Here is a 19536-nt window from a genome sequence, read left to right as displayed (position 1 = left end):
GTATAGCAGACCGGCGGGAGGCGCAGGTCCAGAGCTATCGTCACGTTGACGGCGGCAGGCGATGCCTTCGCTGTCTTCCTGGGCTAGGATGGCGCCATGAACTCACCTCGCCGCCGCCGCTTCTGGCTGGTACCCGCCGGGCTGCTGGCGGTGGTGGCCGTCATGCTGACGATCGTCTCGTTCTCGGTTCCGCTGTACCGGATGTTCTGCGCCGCCACCGGCGCGGGCGGCACCACGCAACGGGCCTCGGCGGCGGACGGCGCGCTCGGCCGGATGATCACCATCGACTTCTCCACCGGCATCGCGAAGGGGCTGCCCTGGCGGTTCCGGCCGATGCAGTCCCGGTTACGGGTGCGGCTCGGCCAGGAAAGCCTGGTGTTCTTCGAGGCGGAAAACCTGTCCGATACACCCATCGTGGGCCACGCCGCCTTCAACGTGACGCCGGACAAGGTCGGCATCTACTTCAAGAAGATCCAGTGCTTCTGCTTCACCGAGGAGCGTCTCGGCGCGCACCAGAAGGTCGAGATGCCGGTGACCTTCTTCGTCGATGGCCGCCTCGCGACCGATCCGTCGACCACCGACGTCGACGACATCACGCTGTCCTACACCTTCTTCCGGTCCAGTCGCCCGAAGGACGCCACCGACCTCGCCCGCTTCGCCAATGCGCCACCCGATGCCGCCGCCGGGCGCACGCTGTTCGCCGCCGACTGCGCCGGCTGCCACGCCCTCGACCACGCGATCGAGGGGCCGCGACTTGCCGGGGTGTATGGCAGGCGGGCCGGATCGGTGCCCGGCTATCCGTATACCCCGGCCCTGGCCGGCGCCCGCATCACCTGGGACGACCGCTCGCTGGAGCGCTGGCTGTCGGGACCGCGCGCCTTCATTCCCGGCACCGCGATGCCGGATGCCATCGACGACCCGGTCGGCCGCCGCGACATCATCGCCTACCTGCATAGCCTCTCCCCGCCGGGCCGGAGCTAGCGCAGTACGCTGACCACCATGATGCCGAACAAGGCAGCGGCGGCGGTGAACACGACCAGGACGATGCGCAGCCTGAGCGCGATGTCCTCGCCCTGCTGCCGGAAATGCTGCATCAGCACGTCGTGGGCATGATCGATCTGCCGGTCGAGGTCACCGCTGCCGTCGAAGGCGCCCGCGCCGTCCTCACCCAGCGCGTCGCGAAGCCGGGCCAGTCGCGCCGCCGTATCCGGTGCGTGACGGGCGGCATCCAGCCTGGCCTCCGCATAGAGCGCGCGCTGGTAGGGCAGTTGCGCGGCATAGGTCGAAAACAGACCGCACAGGCCAAGCACCACGAAGGCCATCACCAGGAAGCCGGTCCAGGCAAGCTTGCCTCGCCGCTGATCGCTTGTCCCGCCCTGCATTCCGGTCATGACGCGGTGCTTAGGGCAGATCGGCGGCGGGGGGAATGCACGGGCCACGTCACGCCCCTTGACCAGGATCGGCACCCCCGCTAGTCAGCCTCTCCTTCCGGCGCTGCCTGCAGCGGTCCGGATCCTTTTCTATGGGCCTGCAGCGGGCCGGAACCAGGGTCGTGTCATGAAGATCAGAAACAGCCTGAAGTCGGCGAAGGTCCGCGACAAGGATTGCCGCGTCGTCCGCCGGCATGGCCGGGTCTACGTGATCAACAAGAAGAACCCGCGCATGAAGGCGCGCCAGGGCTGAATGCGATGGCCTCCGCGTAGGCCGTCCTACCGGAAAGAGCATCATGCGGGCACCGCCGCACCTGACCGCGATGCAAGCGTTCAGGGGGTGGCTGTCGCTCGCGGCTGTGTTGTCCTGCGCACCGCTGCCGGCTCTCGGGGCCGACGCGCCGCCTCAGGCTCCGGGTCATCAGCAGGCTCCTGGAAGCCAGGCCATGGCCGCGCCGGATCCGAAGATCGTGACGCTGGTCGGCCAGCTTGCCCAGGCTTCCGATCGCAGCCAGGCCGAGGCGGTCGCCGCCCAACTCGAATCGGTGCGCGAGCAGTCGGTGCAGCCCGCCGTTCGCCTGCTGTTGCGGCGCGCGCAGCACGAGATGGCGGCCGGCAAGCGACAATCCGCGGTCTCCGATCTGGACGACGCCCTGGCGCTGCAACCGGACAGCGCCCTGCTCTGGCGGGAGCGGGCGGCGGCGCACGATCTCGACGGTGATCTCGACGCTGCCGTGCAGGATCTCGGTGGCTCGATCTCGCGCGATGCAAGCGATGTGCTGGCGTGGCAGGCGCTGTCGGCGGTCGAGGAGCAGCGTGGCAACGCCACCGCGGCGTGGCGGGCCTGGCAGCACGTGCTGACGCTGGACCCGATGATCGTGGACGGCGGCCACCGGCTGGACCAGCTGCGTCGCAAGGCGCTCGGCCAGCCGGCATGAAGCAGCCGGACAGCGAAAGCCTGACACGTCCCCCGCTTGACTGGCTCGCGGCGGATGCGCTCACCGTGGTGCCACCCGGCCAGCCGTTGCGCGGCCGCGTACGGCCGCCCGGCAGCAAGTCGATCACCAACCGCGTGCTGCTGCTGGCGGCGCTGGCGCGTGGCAATACGACACTCACCGGGGCGCTCAAGAGCGACGACACGCGCTACATGGCGGCCGCGCTGCGCGCCTTCGGCGTTGCGATCGAGGAGCCAGACGACACCTCGTTCCTGGTGCACGGCACCGGCGCGCTTGGCGTTCCGGACAGCCCCCTGTTCCTCGGCAATGCCGGCACCGCCACCCGCTTCCTGACGGCGGCGGCGTGCCTGGCGCCGGGTGACGTGGTGCTGGACGGCGATGCGCACATGCGGGTGCGGCCGATCGCGCCGCTGGTCGAGGCGCTGCGCGACCTCGGTGTCGCGGTCGACTGTCCGACCGGCTGCCCCCCGGTGCGCATAGGCGGTCGCGGACGACTGCCGGCCGGCCGGGTCGCGGTGGATGCCGCGCTCTCCAGCCAGTATGTCTCGGCCCTGCTGATGGTGGCCGCTTGCGCCGAGGGGCCGGTGGAGGTTGCGCTCCGCGGCGACGCGATCGGTGCACGTGGCTATGTCGGGCTCACCCTGGCGGCGATGCGCGCGTTCGGCGCCGAGATCAGCGAGGACGGCCCCGGCACCTGGCGGGTGGCCCCGACCGGCTACCGCGCCGCCGACCTGCTGGTCGAGCCGGACGCGTCGGCGGCGACCTATCTCTGGGCGGCGGAGCGGCTCACCGGCGGTGCGATCGATCTCGGCATCGAGGCCGCTGCGTTCACCCAGCCGGACGCCGCCGCCGCGTCGTTGATCGCCTCCTACCCGGACATGCCGGCGGTGATCGACGGCGCGCAGATGCAGGACGCGGTGCCGACGCTGGCAGTGATGGCGGCCTTCAACCGCAATCCGGTGCGCTTCACCGGCATCGCCAACCTGCGGGTCAAGGAGTGCGACCGGGTGCGCGCGCTGGCCCTGGGATTATCATGCATCCGGCCCGGCCTCGGCACCGAGGCGGGCGACAACCTGCTGGTCGCCGCCGATCCGTCGCTTGCCGGGCAGACGCTGCCGGCCCGCATCGATACGTTCGCCGATCATCGCATCGCGATGGGGTTCGCGTTGGCCGGGCTGCTGGTGCACGGCATCACCATCCTCGAACCGGGATGCGTGGCGAAGACTTATCCCGGCTACTGGGGCGCACTCGAGACGCTCGGGGTCCGGCTGGAGGAGGGCGCATGATCATCATCTGTGGCGACTCGCTGATCGACTTCCTGCCGTCGCGCAGCGAGGATGGCGGCCAGGACGCCTACATCCCGGTGCCTGGCGGATCGTGCCGCAACATCGCCGTCGGGCTCGGGCGACTGGGCAGTGCCGCCGGCTTCATGGGCGGTATCTCCACCGACTTCTTCGGCGACCTGATCGTCTCGTCGATGCAGGTTTCGGGGGTGTCGATGCAGTATGTCGCACGCCTCGACAACGCCACCACGCTCGCCTTCGTCAAGCTGGGCGACGGCGAGCCGGAATATGCCTTCTTCGACGAAGCCAGCGCCTCGCGCTGCTGGACCCTGGCCGCCAGCCCGCCGCTCGCCGACGACGTCACCGCCCTGCATGTCGGCTCGCTCGGCCTGATCTCGCCGCCGGTCGCGGACGAATGCCTGGCCCTGATGCGCGAGCAGAAGGGCCGCCGGGTGCTGTGCGTCGATCCCAATTGCCGCCCGACCCTGACAAGCGACCTCGCCACCTATCGCGCCCGGCTCGCCGAGGCGCTGGCGCTTGCCGACATCATCAAGCTGTCGCGGGCCGATCTCGACTACCTGATCCCTGGCGCCGACCCCGAGACCATCGCCGCGGAATGGCTCGCAGCCGGCACATCGCTGGTGATCGTGACCAAGGGTGGCGACGGGGCGACGGCCTGGGTCAAGGGGGGCCGCATCGACGTTCCGGTCGGCGAGACGGTGGTGGTGGACACGGTCGGCGCCGGCGACAGCTTCATCGCCGCCGTGCTGTGCCATCTTGATCGCACTGGCCTGCTGCATCCGGGACGCATCGCCGCGATCGATCCGTCGCAGGCCGAGGCCGCGCTGCAGTTCGCGGTGCGGGTCGCCGCGTTCACCTGCGGCCGTGCCGGTTCCAACCCGCCCTGGGCGGCCGAGCTGCAGGAGAGCGCGACCCCGGTCTAGACCGGCGGGCGGCCTCCCGCCATCGCCTCGAATACCCCGTCGCGGCGGATCAGCGCATGCATCAGCGCCGCCGATACATGAAGCAGGATCAGCGCGAACAGCAGGTAGGCGATGATGCGGTGCGCGTCCCACAGAACAGCGTGCAGCGCGTCGCTATGCGGCAGGATCGGCGGCAGCTGGAACCCGCCCCACATCACCACCGGCAGCCCCGCCGCCGACACCATCCCCCAGCCGATGATCGGCATCGAGATCATCGCGGCGTACAACAGCCAGTGCGAGAGCGTTGCGCCAAGCTTCACTCCGGCGGGCAGGTCGCGCGGCAGCGCCGGCGTGCCGCGCCTGGCCCGCACGGCGAGCCGCACCACCACCAGCAGGAGGATCAGGATCCCGAGCGGCCGATGCACGTCGACCAGACCCAGGCTGATCGGCCGTGCCGTCGACACCATGCCGACGCCGATGAACAGCATCGCCAGGATGCACACCGCCATCGCCCAGTGCAGCACCCGTTGCACCGGCGCGAACGGTTCGCGCACGACCTCGCCACGCTCCAGCAGGCTGGGTTGCACCCGTCCGTTGAAGCCGTTTCGCGTGAAGTCGCTCACTGCGCGTTCCTCCCGGTATCGTGCCCACCCGTGGCTTGTCCGCTCGCTTCCTGGGCCGTCCGTCTGTTGTACGAAACGGCGTAGACGGCGGACCGCGCGGCCGGGAACGGATCGTCACCGGTCGCCAGCCCCGATGGCAGGATGGTCGGATCGAAATTCACGTCGCGGCAAGGGCCGGCTACGTTGTCCTGGCCTGCTGTCAGGGTGATCGTACCCGCCGCCACGGTCGGACGCCCTGCCGGCCAGGCCTGGCTCGGATCCGCCGTCTGGTCGCCGGGCGCCGCTTCCGTCAGCACCATCCGCCAGTGCAACGGCCCCGAGGCCAACCGCGATTCCAGCTCACGATCGAGGAAGTCCGGCCCCTTCGCCTTCAGTGCGTCGGGTGTCACCTGCTGCGCGGTGGCGGCCGGCAGGAGCGACCAACGCACGAAATGGCGACTGCCGGCGGCGTCGGTCGCCACGAAGGCATCGATCCCGTTGTACTGCTCTTCCGCGAACGACGCCGTCCAGGGCGCCGACTTGGCCCAGCCGCCGAACGCCTTCAATTCCGGATGCGCTGCGGCAACCTGGCCGATGGCACCAGGGTCCTTGCTGCCCGACGCCTGCAGCAGCTGCAGGAACGCGTCCGGGGTCGCGACCGGGAAGAACGGCACGTCTATATTGGCGCTGCGCCATTCCTCGCCGCCGGGCCCGGTGATGTCGAAGCCGAAGCCGCGCACCCGTGTCGCGGAATCCGATGCCGCCGGATCGGCGCTGCCGAGGCTGAAGCGTCCGATCAGCGGATAGGTCCCGGGGCGGAACAGCGAGGCGTGCGACACCGCGGTGGCCGCACCATCGGCGGTGAAGGTGCCGGTGACGCAGACACCCTTGGCGTGGTTGCGCCGGTCGCCGTAGCCGAACCCGCCTGGTGGCTTGAGCGCCGTGATGAACCGCTCCGGGGACAGCCGATCGCCGGACAGCCAACCGCCCGCCCAGGCAAATGCGGCCACCAACACCGCCAGCACCGCACCGATCACCGCTCCGCCGCGCACCACGTTCCCGGCAGCCATCCGCACGCTCCCTCCTGCTGCAGGAGACCGTGCCGAAACCTTGCGTTGCCGTAAAGGCCCGGGCTGTCAGCCGTCGCTGGCACCCTCGACCAGGCGCATCGGCCACAGCTGCTGCACCGGTTCCGGATCCGCATCGGGATCGAGTCGCGCCAGCAGGCTGGCAGCCAGCGCCATGCCCAGGTCGTGCAGGGAGCAGGTGTATCGCGTCAGCGCCGGCGACAGCGCGCGGCAGGCCGGCGCGTCGCCGGTTGCGATCACCGCGAAATTCCGACCCGGCGTGAGGCCGCGCTCGCGAAGCGCCCGATAGACGCCGATCGGCGTCGTCTCGCCGGTCAGCACGGCGGCGGTCGGCGGCCTGGGCAGGTCGAGCAGCCGACCGGCCGCGAGATGGCCGCCCGCTTCATCGGGCTCGACCCGGACCAGGAGATCCGGGTCCGGGTCGAGCCCCGCCTGGACCAGCGCATTGCGCCAGCATTCCTCGACGACATGGCCGAGATTGATGTCGCTGCCCGGCTCGATCGCCGCAATCCGGCGATGGCCGCGGGCCGCGAGGCGACGTACCGCCTCGGTCACCATCGTCTCAAAGTCGAGGTCGATCCAGGACTGCGCGCCGCCCGACAGGCTTCGGCCGAGGGTCGCGAACGGCACGCCGCGCTCCAGCAGGAACGGGATCCGCTCGTCATGCCGCGTGGTGGCCGACAGCAACCAGCCATCGGCGAGGCCGCGGGACACCGCGCGGACGAGGAAGGCGAGCTGGTCCTCGTCGCGCCTCGGCAGCAGCACGATCAGGTCGAGGCCGGCGCCGGCGAGGGCGTGCTGGATGCCGTCGAACAGCGCCATGAAGAACGGATCGCCGTGCGATGCGCTGTCGACGCTTGGCCGCAACACGAAGGCGATGGCGTTGGTGCGGCCACGCCGGAGCGCCCGCCCGGAATGGTTCGGGGCATATCCCATCGCCGCCGCGGCTTCCCGCACCCGCAGCCGGGTCGCGTCGCGCACGTCCTTGCGGTCGTTCAGCGCGCGAGAGACCGTGCCGATCGACAGGTCGAGATGCCGGGCGAGGGCCTTGATGTCCATCTGCACGCGCTATCGGCTGCGGGCGACCTTGACAAGCATGCGTGTCCACCGGCAGCGTCCGTGTCGCGACACCGTAAACGTTTACGCCGGCGTGAGACCGGTGCGTTGGGAGGAGGCGCCTGTGCGGGCAGCTTTGATCGGGTGCGGCAACATGAGCCGCACCTGGCTACGGGCGGCACTCGCCATCGAGGGCCTGACGATCGTGGGGCTGGCCGATCTGGACCGCGCCGCCGCGATCCGGCTTGCTGGCGAGTTCGGACTGGACGACGTCGCCATAGCGGGCGGCATCGACGAACTTCTCGCCCTCGCACGTCCGGACATCCTGTTCGATGTCGTGGTGCCCGCCGCGCGGCACGCGGTGGTGCGCCGGGCGCTGGCGGCCGGATGCCATGTGCTGAGCGAGAAGCCGCTCGCCGACACGCTCGAGCACGCGGTCGACCTCGTAGCCGCCGCCGCCGACGCCGGGCGTGTCCACGCCGTGATGCAGAACCGGCGCTATGTCGCCGGCATACGCCGCCTCCGCCGGTTGATCGACGCAGGTGCGCTCGGCGACATCGACGAGGTGCACTGCGATTTCTTCAAGGCGCCGCATTTTGGCGGCTTCCGCGAGCAGATGGACCACGTTCTGCTGCTCGACATGGCGATCCACAGCTTTGACGCAGCGCGGCTGCTGGCCGGCAGCGATCCGGCGAACGTCATGTGCCGCGAGGGCAATCCGCGCAAGTCCTGGTATCGTGCCGGCGCCAGCGCCGCTGCGGTGTTCTCGCTGCCGGAGGGTGGCGTCATCACCTATCGCGGCAGCTGGTGCGCCAACGGGCTGCAGACCGAATGGGACAGCGCGTGGCGGATCATCGGCACCAGGGGCAGCGCGACCTGGGACGGTGCGGATCGCTTTGCTGCCGAGATCGTCGACGGCCTGCCGCCCGGCGGAGAGCTGTTCGCGCCGCTCCGCGCGGTTCCGGTGCCGACTCTCGAACCCTCCGACCGCATCGGTGGCCATGCCGGCGTCCTGCGCGACTTCATCGACGCGCTGCGCAGCGGCGGCGAGCCGGAGACCTCGAGCCGGCGCAATTTCGCCAGCCTCGCCATGGTGCTGGCGGCGATCGAAAGCGCCGAACAGCAACGTCCGTGCGAGCTGCCCCGCCTGCCAATCGAACTTGCCCAAGGACACGACGCATGAGCAACCCAGCCCTGGACATCCGGATCGGCACCATGATCCGTGCGAATGCGCCGGATCCGGCGGCCTACGTGCGCGACATCCTGCCGCACGGCTTCGAGAGCATCGAGCCCTTCTTCTGGCAGACGCTGGGTGGCGTCGACCTGCCCCGTCTCGCCGGCACGTTGCGGGACGCGATCGGCGATCGCGACGTCACCATGGACACGCTCGGGATGTTCGGCAATCCGCTCGAGGACCAGCCGCTCGATCGCGAGACGCTCGAAGGCTGGCGGGCGCTGATCGACAACGCGCACCTGTTCGGCGCGAAAACCATCGCCGGATTTACCGGGCGCGTGCGCGATCGTCCGCTGCAGGAGAGCCTGCCGCGCTTCAAGGCGGTGTTCGGCGAGCTTGCCAGGCGCGCGGCGGACAAGGGCGTCCGTATCGCCTTCGAGAACTGTCCGATGGACGGCAGCTGGCAGACCGGCGACTGGAACATCGCGCATAATCCCGCTGCCTGGACGATGATGTTCGAGACCTTGCCGGACGACAATATTGGCCTCGAATGGGAGCCGTGCCACCAGTTGTTCTACCTGATCGATCCGATGCCGCAGCTGCGTGACTGGATTCCGAAGATCTTCCACGTGCACGGCAAGGATGCCTCGGTGCGCTGGGACGTGGTGCGCCGTCATGGCGTGCATGGCGCCGAGCCGTTCGCTTTCCATCGCACGCCCGGTTTCGGCGACAGCGACTGGACGGCGATCATCGGCGACCTGCGGCTCGGCGGCTACAAGGGGTCGATCGACATCGAGGGCTGGCACGATCCGGTCTATCGCGGCGCGCTCGAGATGACCGGGCAGGTTGCCGGCCTGAACCATCTGAAGACGTGCCGCGGCGGGACATACGTGCCGAACCCGGCCTGAGACGGGACCATTGCGGACCGGGGAGCAACCCCGGCCGGACGGGAAGGAGGACACCATGTACAGATCAACGACCGCATCGCTGGCGGCCGGACTTGTCGCGTTGGCGCTGCAATCGTCGCCGGTACGAGCCGAGCCGGTCACGCTGACCTTCTGGACCATCGACAAGCCGGACCAGGCGCAGCAGAGCTACGTGTTGGCGCATGAGTTCGAGACGAAGAATCCGGACATCCGCATCGCGGTCAAGCATGTCGATTTCGCCGACATCTCGAACGACGCGATCCGCGCGGTTGCCACCGGCAGCGGGCCCGACCTGGTCTCGATCGACAATCCCGAAGTGGCATTGTTCGCCTCGCACGGCGCCTTTGTCGACCTGACGCCGATGATCAAGGCATCGAAGATCATCGACCCCGCCCGCTTCTTCCCCGGACCGCTCGCGTCCGTCACCTGGAAGGGCGGGATCTATGCGTTGCCACGCGGGTCCAACACGCTCGCGCTGTATCTGAACGACGACGCCTTTCGCCGCGCCAAGCTCGACCCCGCGAGGCCGCCGGCAACCTGGGCGGAACTCAGGGCGGACGCCGCGAAGCTGACCGATCCCGCCGCCAACCGCTACGGCCTGGCCTTCTCGGCGATCGCCGACGAGGAGGGCACCTTCCAGTTCCTGCCCTGGATCCAGAGCGCCGGCGGTGACTGGAACAAGGTGAACGGCGCCGCCGGCGTCTCGGCGCTCACCTTCTGGCAGGGCCTGATCGACGACAAGCTCGCCTCGCGCGATACGCTGGTGCGGGCGCAGACCGACAGCTTCCAGACCTTCGTGGCCGGCAACGCCGCGATGGCCATCTCCGGTCCGTGGGAGCTGAGCGGACCGATCGCCGGCGCGCGCTTCGCCTGGAGCACCGCGCTGCTGCCGGTCGCGGGTCCGGGTGCACCGCACGCCTCGGCGCTCGGCGAGCATACCTTCGGCATCCTGCACACCAGTGCGCATCCCGCGGCGGCATTCCGCTTCCTCGAATATGTCTATTCGCAGGAGGGCCGCGACTGGAACGAGTTCGGCATGCTGCCCTCCATCCGAAATGCCGATCCGAAGAACCCCGCGCATCCGAAGGCCTATGCGACCTTCATCGAGGAGATGCGCTATGCCCGCGTGCGTGGTCCAAGTCCGGCCTGGCCGTCGATCTCGAAGGCGATCCAGTCCGCCTACCAGGGCGCATTGACGCACCAGGCAACGCCGCAGCAGGCACTCGATGCCGGGCAGAGCGCCATCGACAGCGCACGCGAGGAGGCGTCGCCGTGAGCGCACGCCGGCGATCGGGTCAGGATCGTCCGGGCTTCCTGCATCGCAGCGGTTTCGAGACCGCGCTGCTTGCCGCACCGGTGCTGTTCCTGGTCGCCGTCTCGGCGTTGCCGGTGCTCTACACGATCGCCATGTCGGTGCAGTCGGTCGACATGTTCGACATCCTGTCGCTGCACCGCCCGTTCGTCGGCCTGCGCAACTACATCCATCTCTTCCACAACCCGGCGGCCGGGCGGATCGCACTCAACACACTCCTGTTCACGACCTGCTCGGTGGTGGCGCAGGTGACGATCGGGTTTGCGCTCGCCGTCTTCTTCCAGCGGCGCTTTCCCGGCGCCGCGACGATACGCGGCGTATTCCTGGCGGCGTGGATCATGCCCGGGCTGGTGGTCGGCGCGATCTGGAAATGGATGTTCGCGGGCGACAGCGGCGTGGTGAACGCGATCCTTGCCGCATCCGGGTTGATCCACGCGCATCCATTCTGGCTGTCCGACCCGCACCTCGCGCTGCCGGCGGTGATCATCGCCAATATCTGGCTCGGCGTGCCGTTCAACATGATCCTGCTTTCGGTCGGGCTCGCGGCGATCCCGCGCGATCTCTACGAGGCGGCGGCGATGGATGGCGCCGGATCGATCCGGAGTTTCGTCTCTATCACGCTGCCGATGATGCGAGCGACGATCGCTGCCGTGGTGTCGCTCGGCATCATCTTCACGCTGCAGCAGTACGACCTGATTTCCGGCCTGACCGAGGGTGGTCCGGCGAACGCCTCGAACGTCGCGCAATACTGGTCGTGGCAGCTCTCGTTCCAGACCTACCAGATCGGCCAGGGCAGCGCGCTCGCGGTGCTGATGCTGGCGGTGACGGCTCTGGTCGCCTCGATCTATGTGTCGTCGACCCGCCGCGAGGTGGTGGCGTGATCGCGGCATCGGCAGCGAGGCGGCGGATGGATACCGGCCTCGCGCTGCTGCTCGCCGCTGCCTACCTGTTCCCACTGTACTGGATGTACGTGACGGCGCTGAAGGAGCCGCGCGAGATCTTCCTCAATCCGCCATCGTTCTGGCCGCACCGGCTGCACGCCGAATTCGTGCAGGTCTTCGTCGAGCACGGCATGGCACATTACCTGTGGAACTCCTGCCTGATTGCGGCGGGCGCCACATTGCTGACCGTGCTCCTCGGCACCGGCGGCGCCTTCGTGCTGTCGCGCCGCAACGACCGCATGGCGCTGGGTGCATTGTTTCTCGTGTTGCTGTTGCAGGCACTGCCGCCGTCGCTGCTGGTGACGCCGATCTTCGTCGCCTTCAACCAGCTCGGTCTGCTGGCGACGCCGCGTCTTGCCGTCGTGCTGGCGCAGACCGGCCGGATGCTGCCGCTGTTCATCGTGCTCACGCGTCCCAGCTTCGCGCAGGTGCCGCGCGAGCTTGAGGACGCGGCGAGAATGGACGGCGCGTCGCGGTCGAAGGTGTTCCTGCTGATAGCCGTGCCGCTGGCCCGCAACGGCATCCTGGTCTCGACGATCCTGGTGTTCCTGCAGTCGCTCGGCGAGTACGTCTATTCACGGTCGCTGATCAGCTCCGACCAGTTGCAGACGGCGACGGTGGGGCTGCGCGGCTTCCTGGGTACTAACACCACCGACTGGAGCGGCATCATGACCTACGCCGCGATCTACGTGACGCCGATCCTGGTGCTGTTCGCGCTGCTGCAGACGCGGATCGTGGGAGGGCTGACGGCGGGGGCGTTGAAGTAGGTCCCGCCAGCCAGCCTCACCGGTCGGTCAGCCGCAGCTCGATGCGGCGGTTGCGCGCGAACGCATCCGGCGTCCCGGCATCGTCCAGCGGCTGGTATTGCGAGAACGCGGTGGCCGCGAGATGGCGCGGATCGACACCCTGGGCGATCAGAAGCTTCACCACCTGGATGGCGCGCGCCGAGGACAATTCCCAGTTGGTGGCGAAATGCTGGGTGTTCACCGGCTGCCGGTCGGCATGGCCGTCGACGCGCAGCACCCACGGCACGTCCGCCGGGATCTCGCTGCCGATACCCTTCAGCGTCTGCGCCAGCGCCTTCATCTGGTCGGCGCCGGCCTTCGACAGGTCGGCGCTGCCGGGCGGGAACAGCACCTCGCTCTGGAACACGAAGCGGTCGCCCACCACCGCGATGCCCGGACGGTTCGCCAGCACCTTGCTCAGCCGCTCGAAGAATTCAGAGCGGTAGCGCTTCAGTTCCTCCACCTTGTCGGCAAGCGCCAGGTTCAGCTTGTTGCCCAGATCGGCGAGTTTGGCGTCGCGGTCCTTCACGTCCTTCTGCGCGATGTCGAGCGCCTGGGTGATGGCGGCGAGCTGCTTCTCCAGTTCGACCAGTTGCTGGTTGAGCTGGTTGACCTGCGCCTGCGCGTCGGCGCTCAGCTTGTCCTGGCTGGCCTTTTGCGACGCGATCACCCCGGTATCCTTGGCGACCTCCGCATTCAACGCCAGCGCCTGCGCCGCCAGCTGCTGGCGCTCGGCATTCAGCTGCGCGCGCTGCGCCGTCAGTGTCGCCACCGACAGGCCGAGATCGTGCGACTTGCCGCGTTCCAGCGAAAGCAGTTCGGTAAGCTGCGCCATCTCGCGCTGCAGCCGGTCGAGCACATGCTGGCGGCCGTTCAGCGCCACCGACAGGAAGGCCTGCGCCAGCACGAACACCAGCAGCACGAAGATGATCACCATCAGCAGCGTGGACAGCGCGTCCACGTAGCCGGGCCAGGCGTCGAGGCCGTTATGGACGCTGCGACGGCGCCTCATGGCGCATCTCCGACGTGACGGCTCATGGCTTGGGTCCTGTCACGAGGGCTGTCCCCCCAGACATCAAGGATTCGGATTGCCGCCGATGGCGGCCAGGGTGCGCGTCAGCAGCCGGATGTCGCCGCGCAGCTCGGTGGTGCTCTGCGTCCGGCCCTGCTCGTTCTCGCTCAGCATGCGCCCGAGCAGCCGCTCGATCGCGCGCAGATGCTCCCGCGTCTCCCGCGAGCTGTCGCTCTCGATCCGGTTGTCCTGTGCGTCGGCCAGGCGCTTCAGCACCGGAGCCAGCGCGGCCTGGCCCTCGGCGACGCGATGCATCAGCGTCTGGTTCGCGCGCATCATCTCGGCAAGATCGCCGATGCGCTCGGACAGCGTGTTGAGCGTGTGGGTCTGCGACGAACGTGCCTCGTCGCTGCGCGACAGCACCGTCTGCAGGCCGTCGAGGTTCTCGGCGGTCTGCTCCAGCAGCGCCTGCACGTAGTGCGGCATCGGCGCCTCGCCTTCGCCACCGAAACCGCCGGAGAAGCGGGTGATGCCGGCGAGCCATTCCTCCAGCTCGTTGAAGAAGCGGTTCTGCGCCTGGCCTGCGGTGAGGTCGAGGAAGCCGAGCACCAGCGCGCCGGCGAGGCCGAACATCGATCCGGAGAACGCCGTGCCCATGCCGTGCAGCGGCCGCGCCAGCCCGGATTTCAGCTGGTCGAACATCAGGTTGACGTCGCCGGTGCTGATCGAGAGGTTGGCGATCACCTCGGAAATCGCGCTCACCGTCAGCAGCAGGCCGTAGAAGGTGCCGAGCAGGCCGAGGAAGATCAGCAGCCCGATCATGTAGCGCGACAATTCGCGGCTCTCGTCGAGGCGCGAGGACAGGCTGTCGAGCAGCGAGCGCATCGCCGGGGTCGAGAGGGTGAGCCGGTCGGCGCGGTTGCGCGACGCGATCATCGACGCCATCGGCGCCAGCAGCTTCGGCGATGGTGGCGGAGCAAGCCCGGCGCGTGGATGACGCAGCGTCTCCAGCCAGCGCACCTCGGGATTGAGCCTGGCGACGGTGACCAGGTTCCACAGGATGCCGAGCGCCAGCACGCCGAGGATCAGGCCATCCAGCAGCGGGTTGTTGTTGAAGGCGCTGATCAGGGTCGGCAGCAGCGTTGCGGTGACCGCGGCGACCACCGCCAGGAACACCAGCATGCGGACGAGATAGGTCAGTGGTTTGGTCATGGCACCTTTGCCGGTGTGGTGGAGGCCGCCGGTGTGCTGGCGACAGCGGCGGACGTGGTGGTCGGCGCATCGAGGTCCGAGCGGGCAAGGTCGACGCGGTCGGGCTCGCTGTTGTCGAGCGGGCGTCCGATGGCGCGCACATAGATCCGGGTGGACGGGATGCCGGAGTTGATCAGCACGGCGCGCACCGCGAGGCCACGCGAAAGCGACAGCCGGCGTGGCGTCGACGGGTCATCCGGACTGCCGTTGCCGTAGGCGTCGATCTGCGCCCGCGCGACGGGGTCCGCCTTCAGGCTGGCGGCGAAATCGCGCACCGCCTGCATGGTGCCGGCATTCAAATCCGCGCTGCCATCGCCGAAGGTGATCCGGGTGCCGCCATGGCTCGCGGTCGCCTTCCCCTTGGCGCCGGCGACCACCGGGACCGGCGGCGGCGGCGGCTCCGGATGCAGCGGCACGTTGATGATCGGCGGCTTGATGATCGGCGGGGCGGGCGGCGTCGTCGGCACCGGCGGAGGCATGGCGACGCCGGCCGGCATGTGCGAGGACGCGGCGCTGGCTGCAGGCTGGGCGCCCGCCTGGTGCACCGCGTGATGGGCCGGGTGGCGATGGGCCGGGTGTGCCGGCGCAGCCTGCTTCGGCTTCGCGCCGCCGAGCGAGTCCAGGGCGCGCTGGTCGCCGGCGGACTGCGCGAACGCCCGCGTCGCGGGAGCGAGAGCGCTGGCGCTCAGCAGGATCATCAGCAGCGCGTGTCGGACGTTGCCGACCGGGTTCATCGATGGACGCATTGCGCGCGACGCTAGACGACACTCGCCCGATGCTCAACCGGGCCTCTGAACGCCAGACGTCTAGCCGGTGAGCCACCAGAGCAGGGAGGCCCCGGCCAGCCCGACCACCGAGACGATCGTCTGCAGCACCGACCAGACCAGCAGGGTCTGCCGCAGCCGCAGCGCGAAGAATTCCCGGACCATCCAGAAGCCGGCATCGTTGACGTGGCAGAAGAACACCGAGCCGGCGCCGATCGCGAGCACCAGCAGGGCAACGTGGTCCGGGCTCATGTGCAGCCCGGGCAGCAACGGCGCCAGCAGGCCGGCGGTGGTTGTGGTGGCGACCGTCGCCGACCCGGTGGCCTGGCGCAGCAGCACCGCGACCAGCCAGGCGAGCACCAGCACCGGCATGTGGGTGCCGGCGGCGATGCCGGCGACCGTGCGCGAGATGCCGGCAATCACCAGCACCTGCTTGAAGCCGCCGCCGGCGCCGATGGTCAGCAGCAGGACCGCGATCGGCGCCAGGCTGTCGCGCATCGTCTCGCCGGCCCGCACCCGACCCAGGCCCGAGTTTCTCATGCCCCAGCCGAGGGTGACGAGGGCGAAGGTGACCGACAACGTGAGGGCGACGACCGGCTCTCCGACGACATCGAGCGTACGGGCAACCGGGACGGGCAGCAGGCCGAGCTTCGCCAGCGTCCGGCAGAGCATCAGCGCCACCGGCAGCAGGATGACCGCGATCGAGAGGGCGAGCGACCGCCGGGGGACGGCCACGGGAGCGGGCTCGATGGGCATGGGACCGATCACCACGTGATGGGCCAGGGCATTGCCGTAGACCGGGCCGGCCAGGATCGCCGCCGGTATCGCGATGAGCAGGCCGAAGCCCAGCGTGCGCCCGAGGTCGGCGTGCAGGGCGGCGATCGCGATGAGCGGGCCGGGATGCGGCGGCACCAGCGCGTGCAAGGTGGTCAGTCCGGCGAGCGCCGGCACCGCAATGCGCAGCACCGGCAGCCCGGCGCGGGCGGCGAGGGCGAAGATCACCGGGATCATGATGACCAGCCCGACCTCGAAGAACAGCGGCAGGCCGATCACCATGGCGGCCAGGGCGACGAGCCATGGCAGCAGTCCCGGCCTGGTGTCGCGCACGACCGCGTCCACGATGCGCGCAGCCGCCCCGCTTTCGGTGACCAGTCCGCCGAGCAGGGCGCCGAGGGCGATGATCAGGCCGATATCGCCGAGCAGGATGGCGAGGAACGGCACGACACGCAGCCAGCCGATCAGCGTCACGATGACACCCAGCGAGGCGGCGCAGGCGAGGATCAGCCTGGTGTCGTGCGGGCTCCAGGCGGCCTGCATCGGACGGCGGTCAGGCCAGCTGCCGGGTGGGCACGCCGACCAACGGTCCGGCCTCGGCGAGCCGCTTGTCGGGCGTCTGCACGGCGGCGCCATGGTCCGATGCGGTGGCGAGATGCAGGGCATCGCCGGCACGCAGCCCGGGCGTGTGCTGGTCGACGAACCTGGCCGCTCTCGGGAAATGGCTGCCGGAGATCGGCAGGATGGTGAGGCTCTCGGCGGTCAGCCTGTCGAACAGGGCGAGCGTCGCCGCGCGCTGCTCCAGCGTGATGCGCCGGTCGCGCGACCGGATGGCCAGGGCGGAGGACATCTCCGGGACGGTCCAGTCGCTGGTCATGAGCAGGGCCGGATCCTGCTCGCCCAGCCAGGCCTGGATGCGCTGCGTCGAGGCTTCGCTGGACGACGAGGCAACGATCACCGACGTGTCCAGGTAGGACATCAGCAGCGGTCGTCGTGCCGCATCGAGCGCACCAGCCGGGCGGCATCCTCACAGCGTCGCGGCAATGTATCTGTCAGGCTTCGCAGCGTCGCCGGCTCGATGCGCCGACGCGGTGCGGACACCGCGGTGAGCCGGGTGACGGGCTTGCCACGCCGGGCGATGTCGATGGCGTCGCCCGCCTCGGCGCGCTCGACCAGCTCGCTCAGCCGGGGTTTGGCGTCCGCCAGGTTGACCGCTTGCATGCTGCCCTGCTGACCAGGTGGATAGTCATCTAACGAGGGCGATGGGGTGATGCCAGAGGAGTTGCGGATGAATTCCGGGCTTGCAGTTCGCCTCGGCGGCGGCTTGGCGTAGGATGCTTTTCATATAGACGCACCAGCGATCAGCCCAGGACCCGACCGATGCCCGCATACCGCTCCCGCACCACCACGCATGGACGCAACATGGCCGGCGCCCGCAGCCTGTGGCGGGCGACCGGCATGCAGGACGGCGATTTCGGCAAGCCGATCATCGCCATCGCCAACTCCTTCACCCAGTTCGTGCCCGGCCATGTCCACCTCAAGGACCTCGGCCAGCTGGTCGCCGGCGAGATCGCGGCAGCCGGCGGCGTCGCCAAGGAGTTCAACACCATCGCGGTCGATGACGGCATCGCCATGGGTCATTCCGGGATGCTGTACAGCCTGCCGTCGCGCGAGCTGATCGCCGACGCCGTCGAATACATGGTGAACGCGCACTGCGCCGACGCCCTGGTCTGCATCAGCAACTGCGACAAGATCACCCCCGGCATGCTGATGGCCGCGATGCGCCTGAACATCCCGGTGGTGTTCGTCTCCGGCGGCCCGATGGAGGCTGGCAAGATCGTCGCCGATGGCGTCATCAAGCGTGCCGACCTGATCACCGCCATGGTCGCCGGCGCCGACCCGAACGTGTCCGACGCCGAGAGCGAGGTCATGGAACGCTCGGCTTGCCCGACCTGCGGCTCATGCTCGGGGATGTTCACGGCGAACTCGATGAACTGCCTGACCGAGGCGCTCGGCCTGGCGCTGCCCGGCAATGGCAGCCTGCTCGCCACCCACGCCGACCGGCGCAAGCTTTTCGTCGAGGCCGGCTGGACCATCGTGGACCTGGCCCGCCGCTGGTACGAGCAGGACGATGCGGCCGCCCTGCCGCGCGGCATCGCCACGATGGCGGCATTCGAGAACGCGATGTCGCTCGACATCGCCATGGGCGGCTCGACCAACACCGTGCTGCACCTGCTGGCGGCCGCCCACGAGGGCGAGGTGCCGTTCGTGATGGCCGATGTCGACCGGCTGTCGCGGCAGGTGCCGAACCTGTGCAAGGTGGCGCCATCCAAGGCCGATGTGCACATGGAGGACATCCACCGCGCCGGCGGCATCATGGCGATCCTGGGCGAGCTCGACCGTGCCGGTCTGATCGACACCACCACGGCCACCGTCCATGCCACGACCATGGCGGAGGCGCTGCAGCGGTGGGATGTCCGGGCGCCTGGCCGCGAACCGGGCGACACCGCCAGCACCCTGTTCAGCGCAGCACCCGGCGGCGTGCGCACCACGCAGGCCTTCAGCCAGGACAGCCGCTATGTCGAGCTCGACACCGACCGGGCGACCGGCGTGATCCGCGACCTCGAGCACGCCTTCAGCCGTGACGGAGGCCTTGCGGTGCTGTTCGGCAACATCGCGCCCGAAGGTGCCATCGTGAAGACCGCCGGTGTCGATCCGGCCTCGCTGGTGTTCAACGGTCCGGCGCGGATCTTCGAGAGCCAGGACGACGCGGTGTCCGCCATCCTGGGCAACCGGGTGGTGGCGGGCGACGTGGTGGTGATCCGCTACGAGGGCCCCAAGGGCGGCCCCGGCATGCAGGAGATGCTGTATCCGACCAGCTACCTGAAGTCGAAGGGGCTCGGGAAGTCCTGCGCGCTGATCACCGACGGGCGCTTCTCCGGAGGCACCGCCGGGCTGTCGATCGGCCACATGTCGCCGGAAGCGGCGGAAGGCGGCGCCATCGGGCTGATCGAGGAGGGTGACCGGATCGAGATCGACATCCCGTCCCGCAGGCTGTCGGTGGCGGTGTCGGACGAGGCGCTGGCCGGGCGCCGGGCGGCGATGGATGCGCGCGGGGCAGCCGGATGGCAGCCGGACCGCGAGCGCATCGTGTCGCCGGCGCTGCAGGCCTATGCGGCGTTGACCACCAGCGCCAGCCGGGGCGCTGTCCGCGACGTCACCCAGGTGCAGCGGCGCGGCTGACCTGCACGCCCTCTCC

At 69.3% G+C, this 19536-nt stretch carries 21 protein-coding genes; 11 read left to right on the top strand and 10 right to left on the bottom strand.

The window, feature by feature from the left end; all coding sequences use genetic code 11:
- The first annotated feature begins 96 nt into the window (after positions 1-96).
- Entirely contained in the window at positions 97-981 is an 885-nt protein-coding gene (locus FE263_RS13185) for a cytochrome c oxidase assembly protein (protein ID WP_138326480.1), read from the top strand.
- Here the strand turns inward: FE263_RS13185 and FE263_RS13180 are convergent.
- Positions 978-1391 (bottom strand): hypothetical protein, encoded by a 414-nt coding sequence (locus tag FE263_RS13180; RefSeq protein ID WP_138326479.1) that lies wholly within the window; start codon positions 1389-1391, stop codon positions 978-980. The genes FE263_RS13185 and FE263_RS13180 overlap by 4 nt on opposite strands.
- 166 nt (positions 1392-1557) lie before the next feature.
- Here FE263_RS13180 and ykgO point away from each other — a divergent pair, with 166 nt between their 5' ends.
- The 4 genes from ykgO (at position 1558) to FE263_RS13160 (ending at position 4613) form a co-directional block, all read left to right on the top strand.
- Positions 1558-1683, top strand: coding sequence for a type B 50S ribosomal protein L36 (gene ykgO, locus FE263_RS13175; RefSeq protein ID WP_077807834.1), 126 nt, complete (start codon positions 1558-1560; stop codon positions 1681-1683).
- Between the two features lie 193 nt (positions 1684-1876).
- Positions 1877-2368 carry a hypothetical protein gene (locus FE263_RS13170; protein ID WP_138326478.1) on the top strand — a complete coding sequence of 164 codons (492 nt, stop codon included), beginning with the start codon at positions 1877-1879 and terminating at the stop codon, positions 2366-2368.
- A complete protein-coding gene (locus FE263_RS13165) occupies positions 2365-3672 on the top strand; it encodes a 3-phosphoshikimate 1-carboxyvinyltransferase (RefSeq protein WP_138326477.1) in 1308 nt (435 codons plus the stop codon). The genes FE263_RS13170 and FE263_RS13165 overlap by 4 nt, the downstream gene beginning before the upstream one ends.
- Positions 3669-4613: a carbohydrate kinase family protein gene (locus tag FE263_RS13160; RefSeq protein ID WP_171034096.1), complete on the top strand. Its 945-nt coding sequence runs from the start codon at positions 3669-3671 to the stop codon at positions 4611-4613. The genes FE263_RS13165 and FE263_RS13160 overlap by 4 nt, the downstream gene beginning before the upstream one ends.
- Here FE263_RS13160 and FE263_RS13155 read toward each other — a convergent pair.
- The 3 genes from FE263_RS13155 to FE263_RS13145 all read right to left on the bottom strand — a co-directional run bounded on the left by FE263_RS13155 (position 4610) and on the right by FE263_RS13145 (position 7341).
- Positions 4610-5215, bottom strand: a complete 606-nt coding sequence (locus tag FE263_RS13155; protein WP_240759523.1) for a cytochrome b — start codon at positions 5213-5215, stop codon at positions 4610-4612. The two genes, FE263_RS13160 and FE263_RS13155, sit on opposite strands and share 4 nt — an antisense overlap.
- Positions 5212-6264, bottom strand: a complete 1053-nt coding sequence (locus FE263_RS13150) for a catalase family peroxidase (RefSeq protein ID WP_138326475.1) — start codon at positions 6262-6264, stop codon at positions 5212-5214. The genes FE263_RS13155 and FE263_RS13150 overlap by 4 nt, the downstream gene beginning before the upstream one ends.
- Before the next feature lie 66 nt (positions 6265-6330).
- Positions 6331-7341 carry a LacI family DNA-binding transcriptional regulator gene (locus tag FE263_RS13145; RefSeq protein ID WP_138326474.1) on the bottom strand — a complete coding sequence of 337 codons (1011 nt, stop codon included), beginning with the start codon at positions 7339-7341 and terminating at the stop codon, positions 6331-6333.
- On the opposite strand from FE263_RS13145, the gene FE263_RS13140 reads away from it, so the two are divergent.
- From FE263_RS13140 to FE263_RS13120, 5 genes are read left to right on the top strand one after another with little or no spacing between them, the layout of a single operon-like run.
- Positions 7334-8521: a Gfo/Idh/MocA family protein gene (locus FE263_RS13140; RefSeq protein WP_338086724.1), complete on the top strand. Its 1188-nt coding sequence runs from the start codon at positions 7334-7336 to the stop codon at positions 8519-8521. The genes FE263_RS13145 and FE263_RS13140 overlap by 8 nt on opposite strands.
- Positions 8518-9420, top strand: a complete 903-nt coding sequence (locus FE263_RS13135) for a sugar phosphate isomerase/epimerase family protein (protein WP_138326473.1) — start codon at positions 8518-8520, stop codon at positions 9418-9420. Before FE263_RS13140 ends, FE263_RS13135 begins: the two co-directional genes overlap by 4 nt.
- 55 nt (positions 9421-9475) lie before the next feature.
- Entirely contained in the window at positions 9476-10714 is a 1239-nt protein-coding gene (locus tag FE263_RS13130; RefSeq protein ID WP_138326472.1) for an ABC transporter substrate-binding protein, read from the top strand.
- On the top strand, positions 10711-11631 hold the full coding sequence (locus FE263_RS13125; protein WP_205880372.1) for a carbohydrate ABC transporter permease: 921 nt from the start codon (positions 10711-10713) through the stop codon (positions 11629-11631). Before FE263_RS13130 ends, FE263_RS13125 begins: the two co-directional genes overlap by 4 nt.
- A gap of 26 nt (positions 11632-11657) precedes the next feature.
- A complete protein-coding gene (locus FE263_RS13120; RefSeq protein ID WP_138326471.1) occupies positions 11658-12458 on the top strand; it encodes a carbohydrate ABC transporter permease in 801 nt (266 codons plus the stop codon).
- 16 nt (positions 12459-12474) lie between these two features.
- On the opposite strand, the gene FE263_RS13115 is transcribed toward FE263_RS13120, so the two are convergent.
- From FE263_RS13115 to FE263_RS13090, 6 genes are all read right to left on the bottom strand, one after another.
- Positions 12475-13488 carry a peptidoglycan -binding protein gene (locus FE263_RS13115; protein WP_138326470.1) on the bottom strand — a complete coding sequence of 338 codons (1014 nt, stop codon included), beginning with the start codon at positions 13486-13488 and terminating at the stop codon, positions 12475-12477.
- Between the two features lie 63 nt (positions 13489-13551).
- Entirely contained in the window at positions 13552-14700 is a 1149-nt protein-coding gene (locus FE263_RS13110) for a flagellar motor protein MotA (protein WP_138326469.1), read from the bottom strand.
- Positions 14697-15473, bottom strand: a complete 777-nt coding sequence (locus FE263_RS13105) for an OmpA family protein (RefSeq protein ID WP_138326468.1) — start codon at positions 15471-15473, stop codon at positions 14697-14699. The genes FE263_RS13110 and FE263_RS13105 overlap by 4 nt, the downstream gene beginning before the upstream one ends.
- A gap of 72 nt (positions 15474-15545) precedes the next feature.
- Positions 15546-16820 carry a GntP family permease gene (locus FE263_RS13100; protein ID WP_138326467.1) on the bottom strand — a complete coding sequence of 425 codons (1275 nt, stop codon included), beginning with the start codon at positions 16818-16820 and terminating at the stop codon, positions 15546-15548.
- Between the two features lie 10 nt (positions 16821-16830).
- Positions 16831-17256, bottom strand: a complete 426-nt coding sequence (locus FE263_RS13095; protein WP_138326466.1) for a type II toxin-antitoxin system VapC family toxin — start codon at positions 17254-17256, stop codon at positions 16831-16833.
- Positions 17256-17498 (bottom strand): type II toxin-antitoxin system Phd/YefM family antitoxin, encoded by a 243-nt coding sequence (locus tag FE263_RS13090; protein ID WP_138326465.1) that lies wholly within the window; start codon positions 17496-17498, stop codon positions 17256-17258. The genes FE263_RS13095 and FE263_RS13090 overlap by 1 nt, the downstream gene beginning before the upstream one ends.
- A 159-nt stretch (positions 17499-17657) precedes the next feature.
- Between FE263_RS13090 and ilvD the strand changes: the two genes are divergently transcribed.
- Entirely contained in the window at positions 17658-19520 is a 1863-nt protein-coding gene (ilvD, locus tag FE263_RS13085) for a dihydroxy-acid dehydratase (RefSeq protein WP_138326464.1), read from the top strand.
- Positions 19521-19536 lie beyond the last annotated feature (16 nt).

The organism is Lichenicoccus roseus (genome assembly GCF_005844085.1).
Classification (GTDB): Bacteria; Pseudomonadota; Alphaproteobacteria; order Acetobacterales; family Acetobacteraceae; genus Lichenicoccus; species Lichenicoccus roseus.
This window is presented reverse-complemented; position numbering and strand designations above follow the sequence as displayed.

Excerpts from the sequence above, each read along its gene's own strand:
- FE263_RS13120 (WP_138326471.1), top strand. The coding sequence starts at position 11,658 with ATGGATACCGGCCTCGCGCTGCTGCTCGCCGCTGCCTACCTGTTCCCA.
- FE263_RS13170 (WP_138326478.1), top strand. The coding sequence starts at position 1,877 with ATGGCCGCGCCGGATCCGAAGATCGTGACGCTGGTCGGCCAGCTTGCC.
- FE263_RS13100 (WP_138326467.1), bottom strand. The coding sequence starts at position 16,820 with ATGCAGGCCGCCTGGAGCCCGCACGACACCAGGCTGATCCTCGCCTGC.
- FE263_RS13160 (WP_171034096.1), top strand. The coding sequence starts at position 3,669 with ATGATCATCATCTGTGGCGACTCGCTGATCGACTTCCTGCCGTCGCGC.
- FE263_RS13165 (WP_138326477.1), top strand. The coding sequence starts at position 2,365 with ATGAAGCAGCCGGACAGCGAAAGCCTGACACGTCCCCCGCTTGACTGG.
- FE263_RS13130 (WP_138326472.1), top strand. The coding sequence starts at position 9,476 with ATGTACAGATCAACGACCGCATCGCTGGCGGCCGGACTTGTCGCGTTG.
- FE263_RS13145 (WP_138326474.1), bottom strand. The coding sequence starts at position 7,341 with ATGGACATCAAGGCCCTCGCCCGGCATCTCGACCTGTCGATCGGCACG.
- FE263_RS13110 (WP_138326469.1), bottom strand. The coding sequence starts at position 14,700 with ATGACCAAACCACTGACCTATCTCGTCCGCATGCTGGTGTTCCTGGCG.
- FE263_RS13105 (WP_138326468.1), bottom strand. The coding sequence starts at position 15,473 with ATGAACCCGGTCGGCAACGTCCGACACGCGCTGCTGATGATCCTGCTG.
- FE263_RS13185 (WP_138326480.1), top strand. The coding sequence starts at position 97 with ATGAACTCACCTCGCCGCCGCCGCTTCTGGCTGGTACCCGCCGGGCTG.
- FE263_RS13090 (WP_138326465.1), bottom strand. The coding sequence starts at position 17,498 with ATGCAAGCGGTCAACCTGGCGGACGCCAAACCCCGGCTGAGCGAGCTG.
- FE263_RS13095 (WP_138326466.1), bottom strand. The coding sequence starts at position 17,256 with ATGTCCTACCTGGACACGTCGGTGATCGTTGCCTCGTCGTCCAGCGAA.
- FE263_RS13115 (WP_138326470.1), bottom strand. The coding sequence starts at position 13,488 with ATGAGGCGCCGTCGCAGCGTCCATAACGGCCTCGACGCCTGGCCCGGC.
- ilvD (WP_138326464.1), top strand. The coding sequence starts at position 17,658 with ATGCCCGCATACCGCTCCCGCACCACCACGCATGGACGCAACATGGCC.
- FE263_RS13180 (WP_138326479.1), bottom strand. The coding sequence starts at position 1,391 with ATGACCGGAATGCAGGGCGGGACAAGCGATCAGCGGCGAGGCAAGCTT.
- FE263_RS13140 (WP_338086724.1), top strand. The coding sequence starts at position 7,334 with ATGTCCATCTGCACGCGCTATCGGCTGCGGGCGACCTTGACAAGCATG.
- FE263_RS13135 (WP_138326473.1), top strand. The coding sequence starts at position 8,518 with ATGAGCAACCCAGCCCTGGACATCCGGATCGGCACCATGATCCGTGCG.
- FE263_RS13150 (WP_138326475.1), bottom strand. The coding sequence starts at position 6,264 with ATGGCTGCCGGGAACGTGGTGCGCGGCGGAGCGGTGATCGGTGCGGTG.
- ykgO (WP_077807834.1), top strand. The coding sequence starts at position 1,558 with ATGAAGATCAGAAACAGCCTGAAGTCGGCGAAGGTCCGCGACAAGGAT.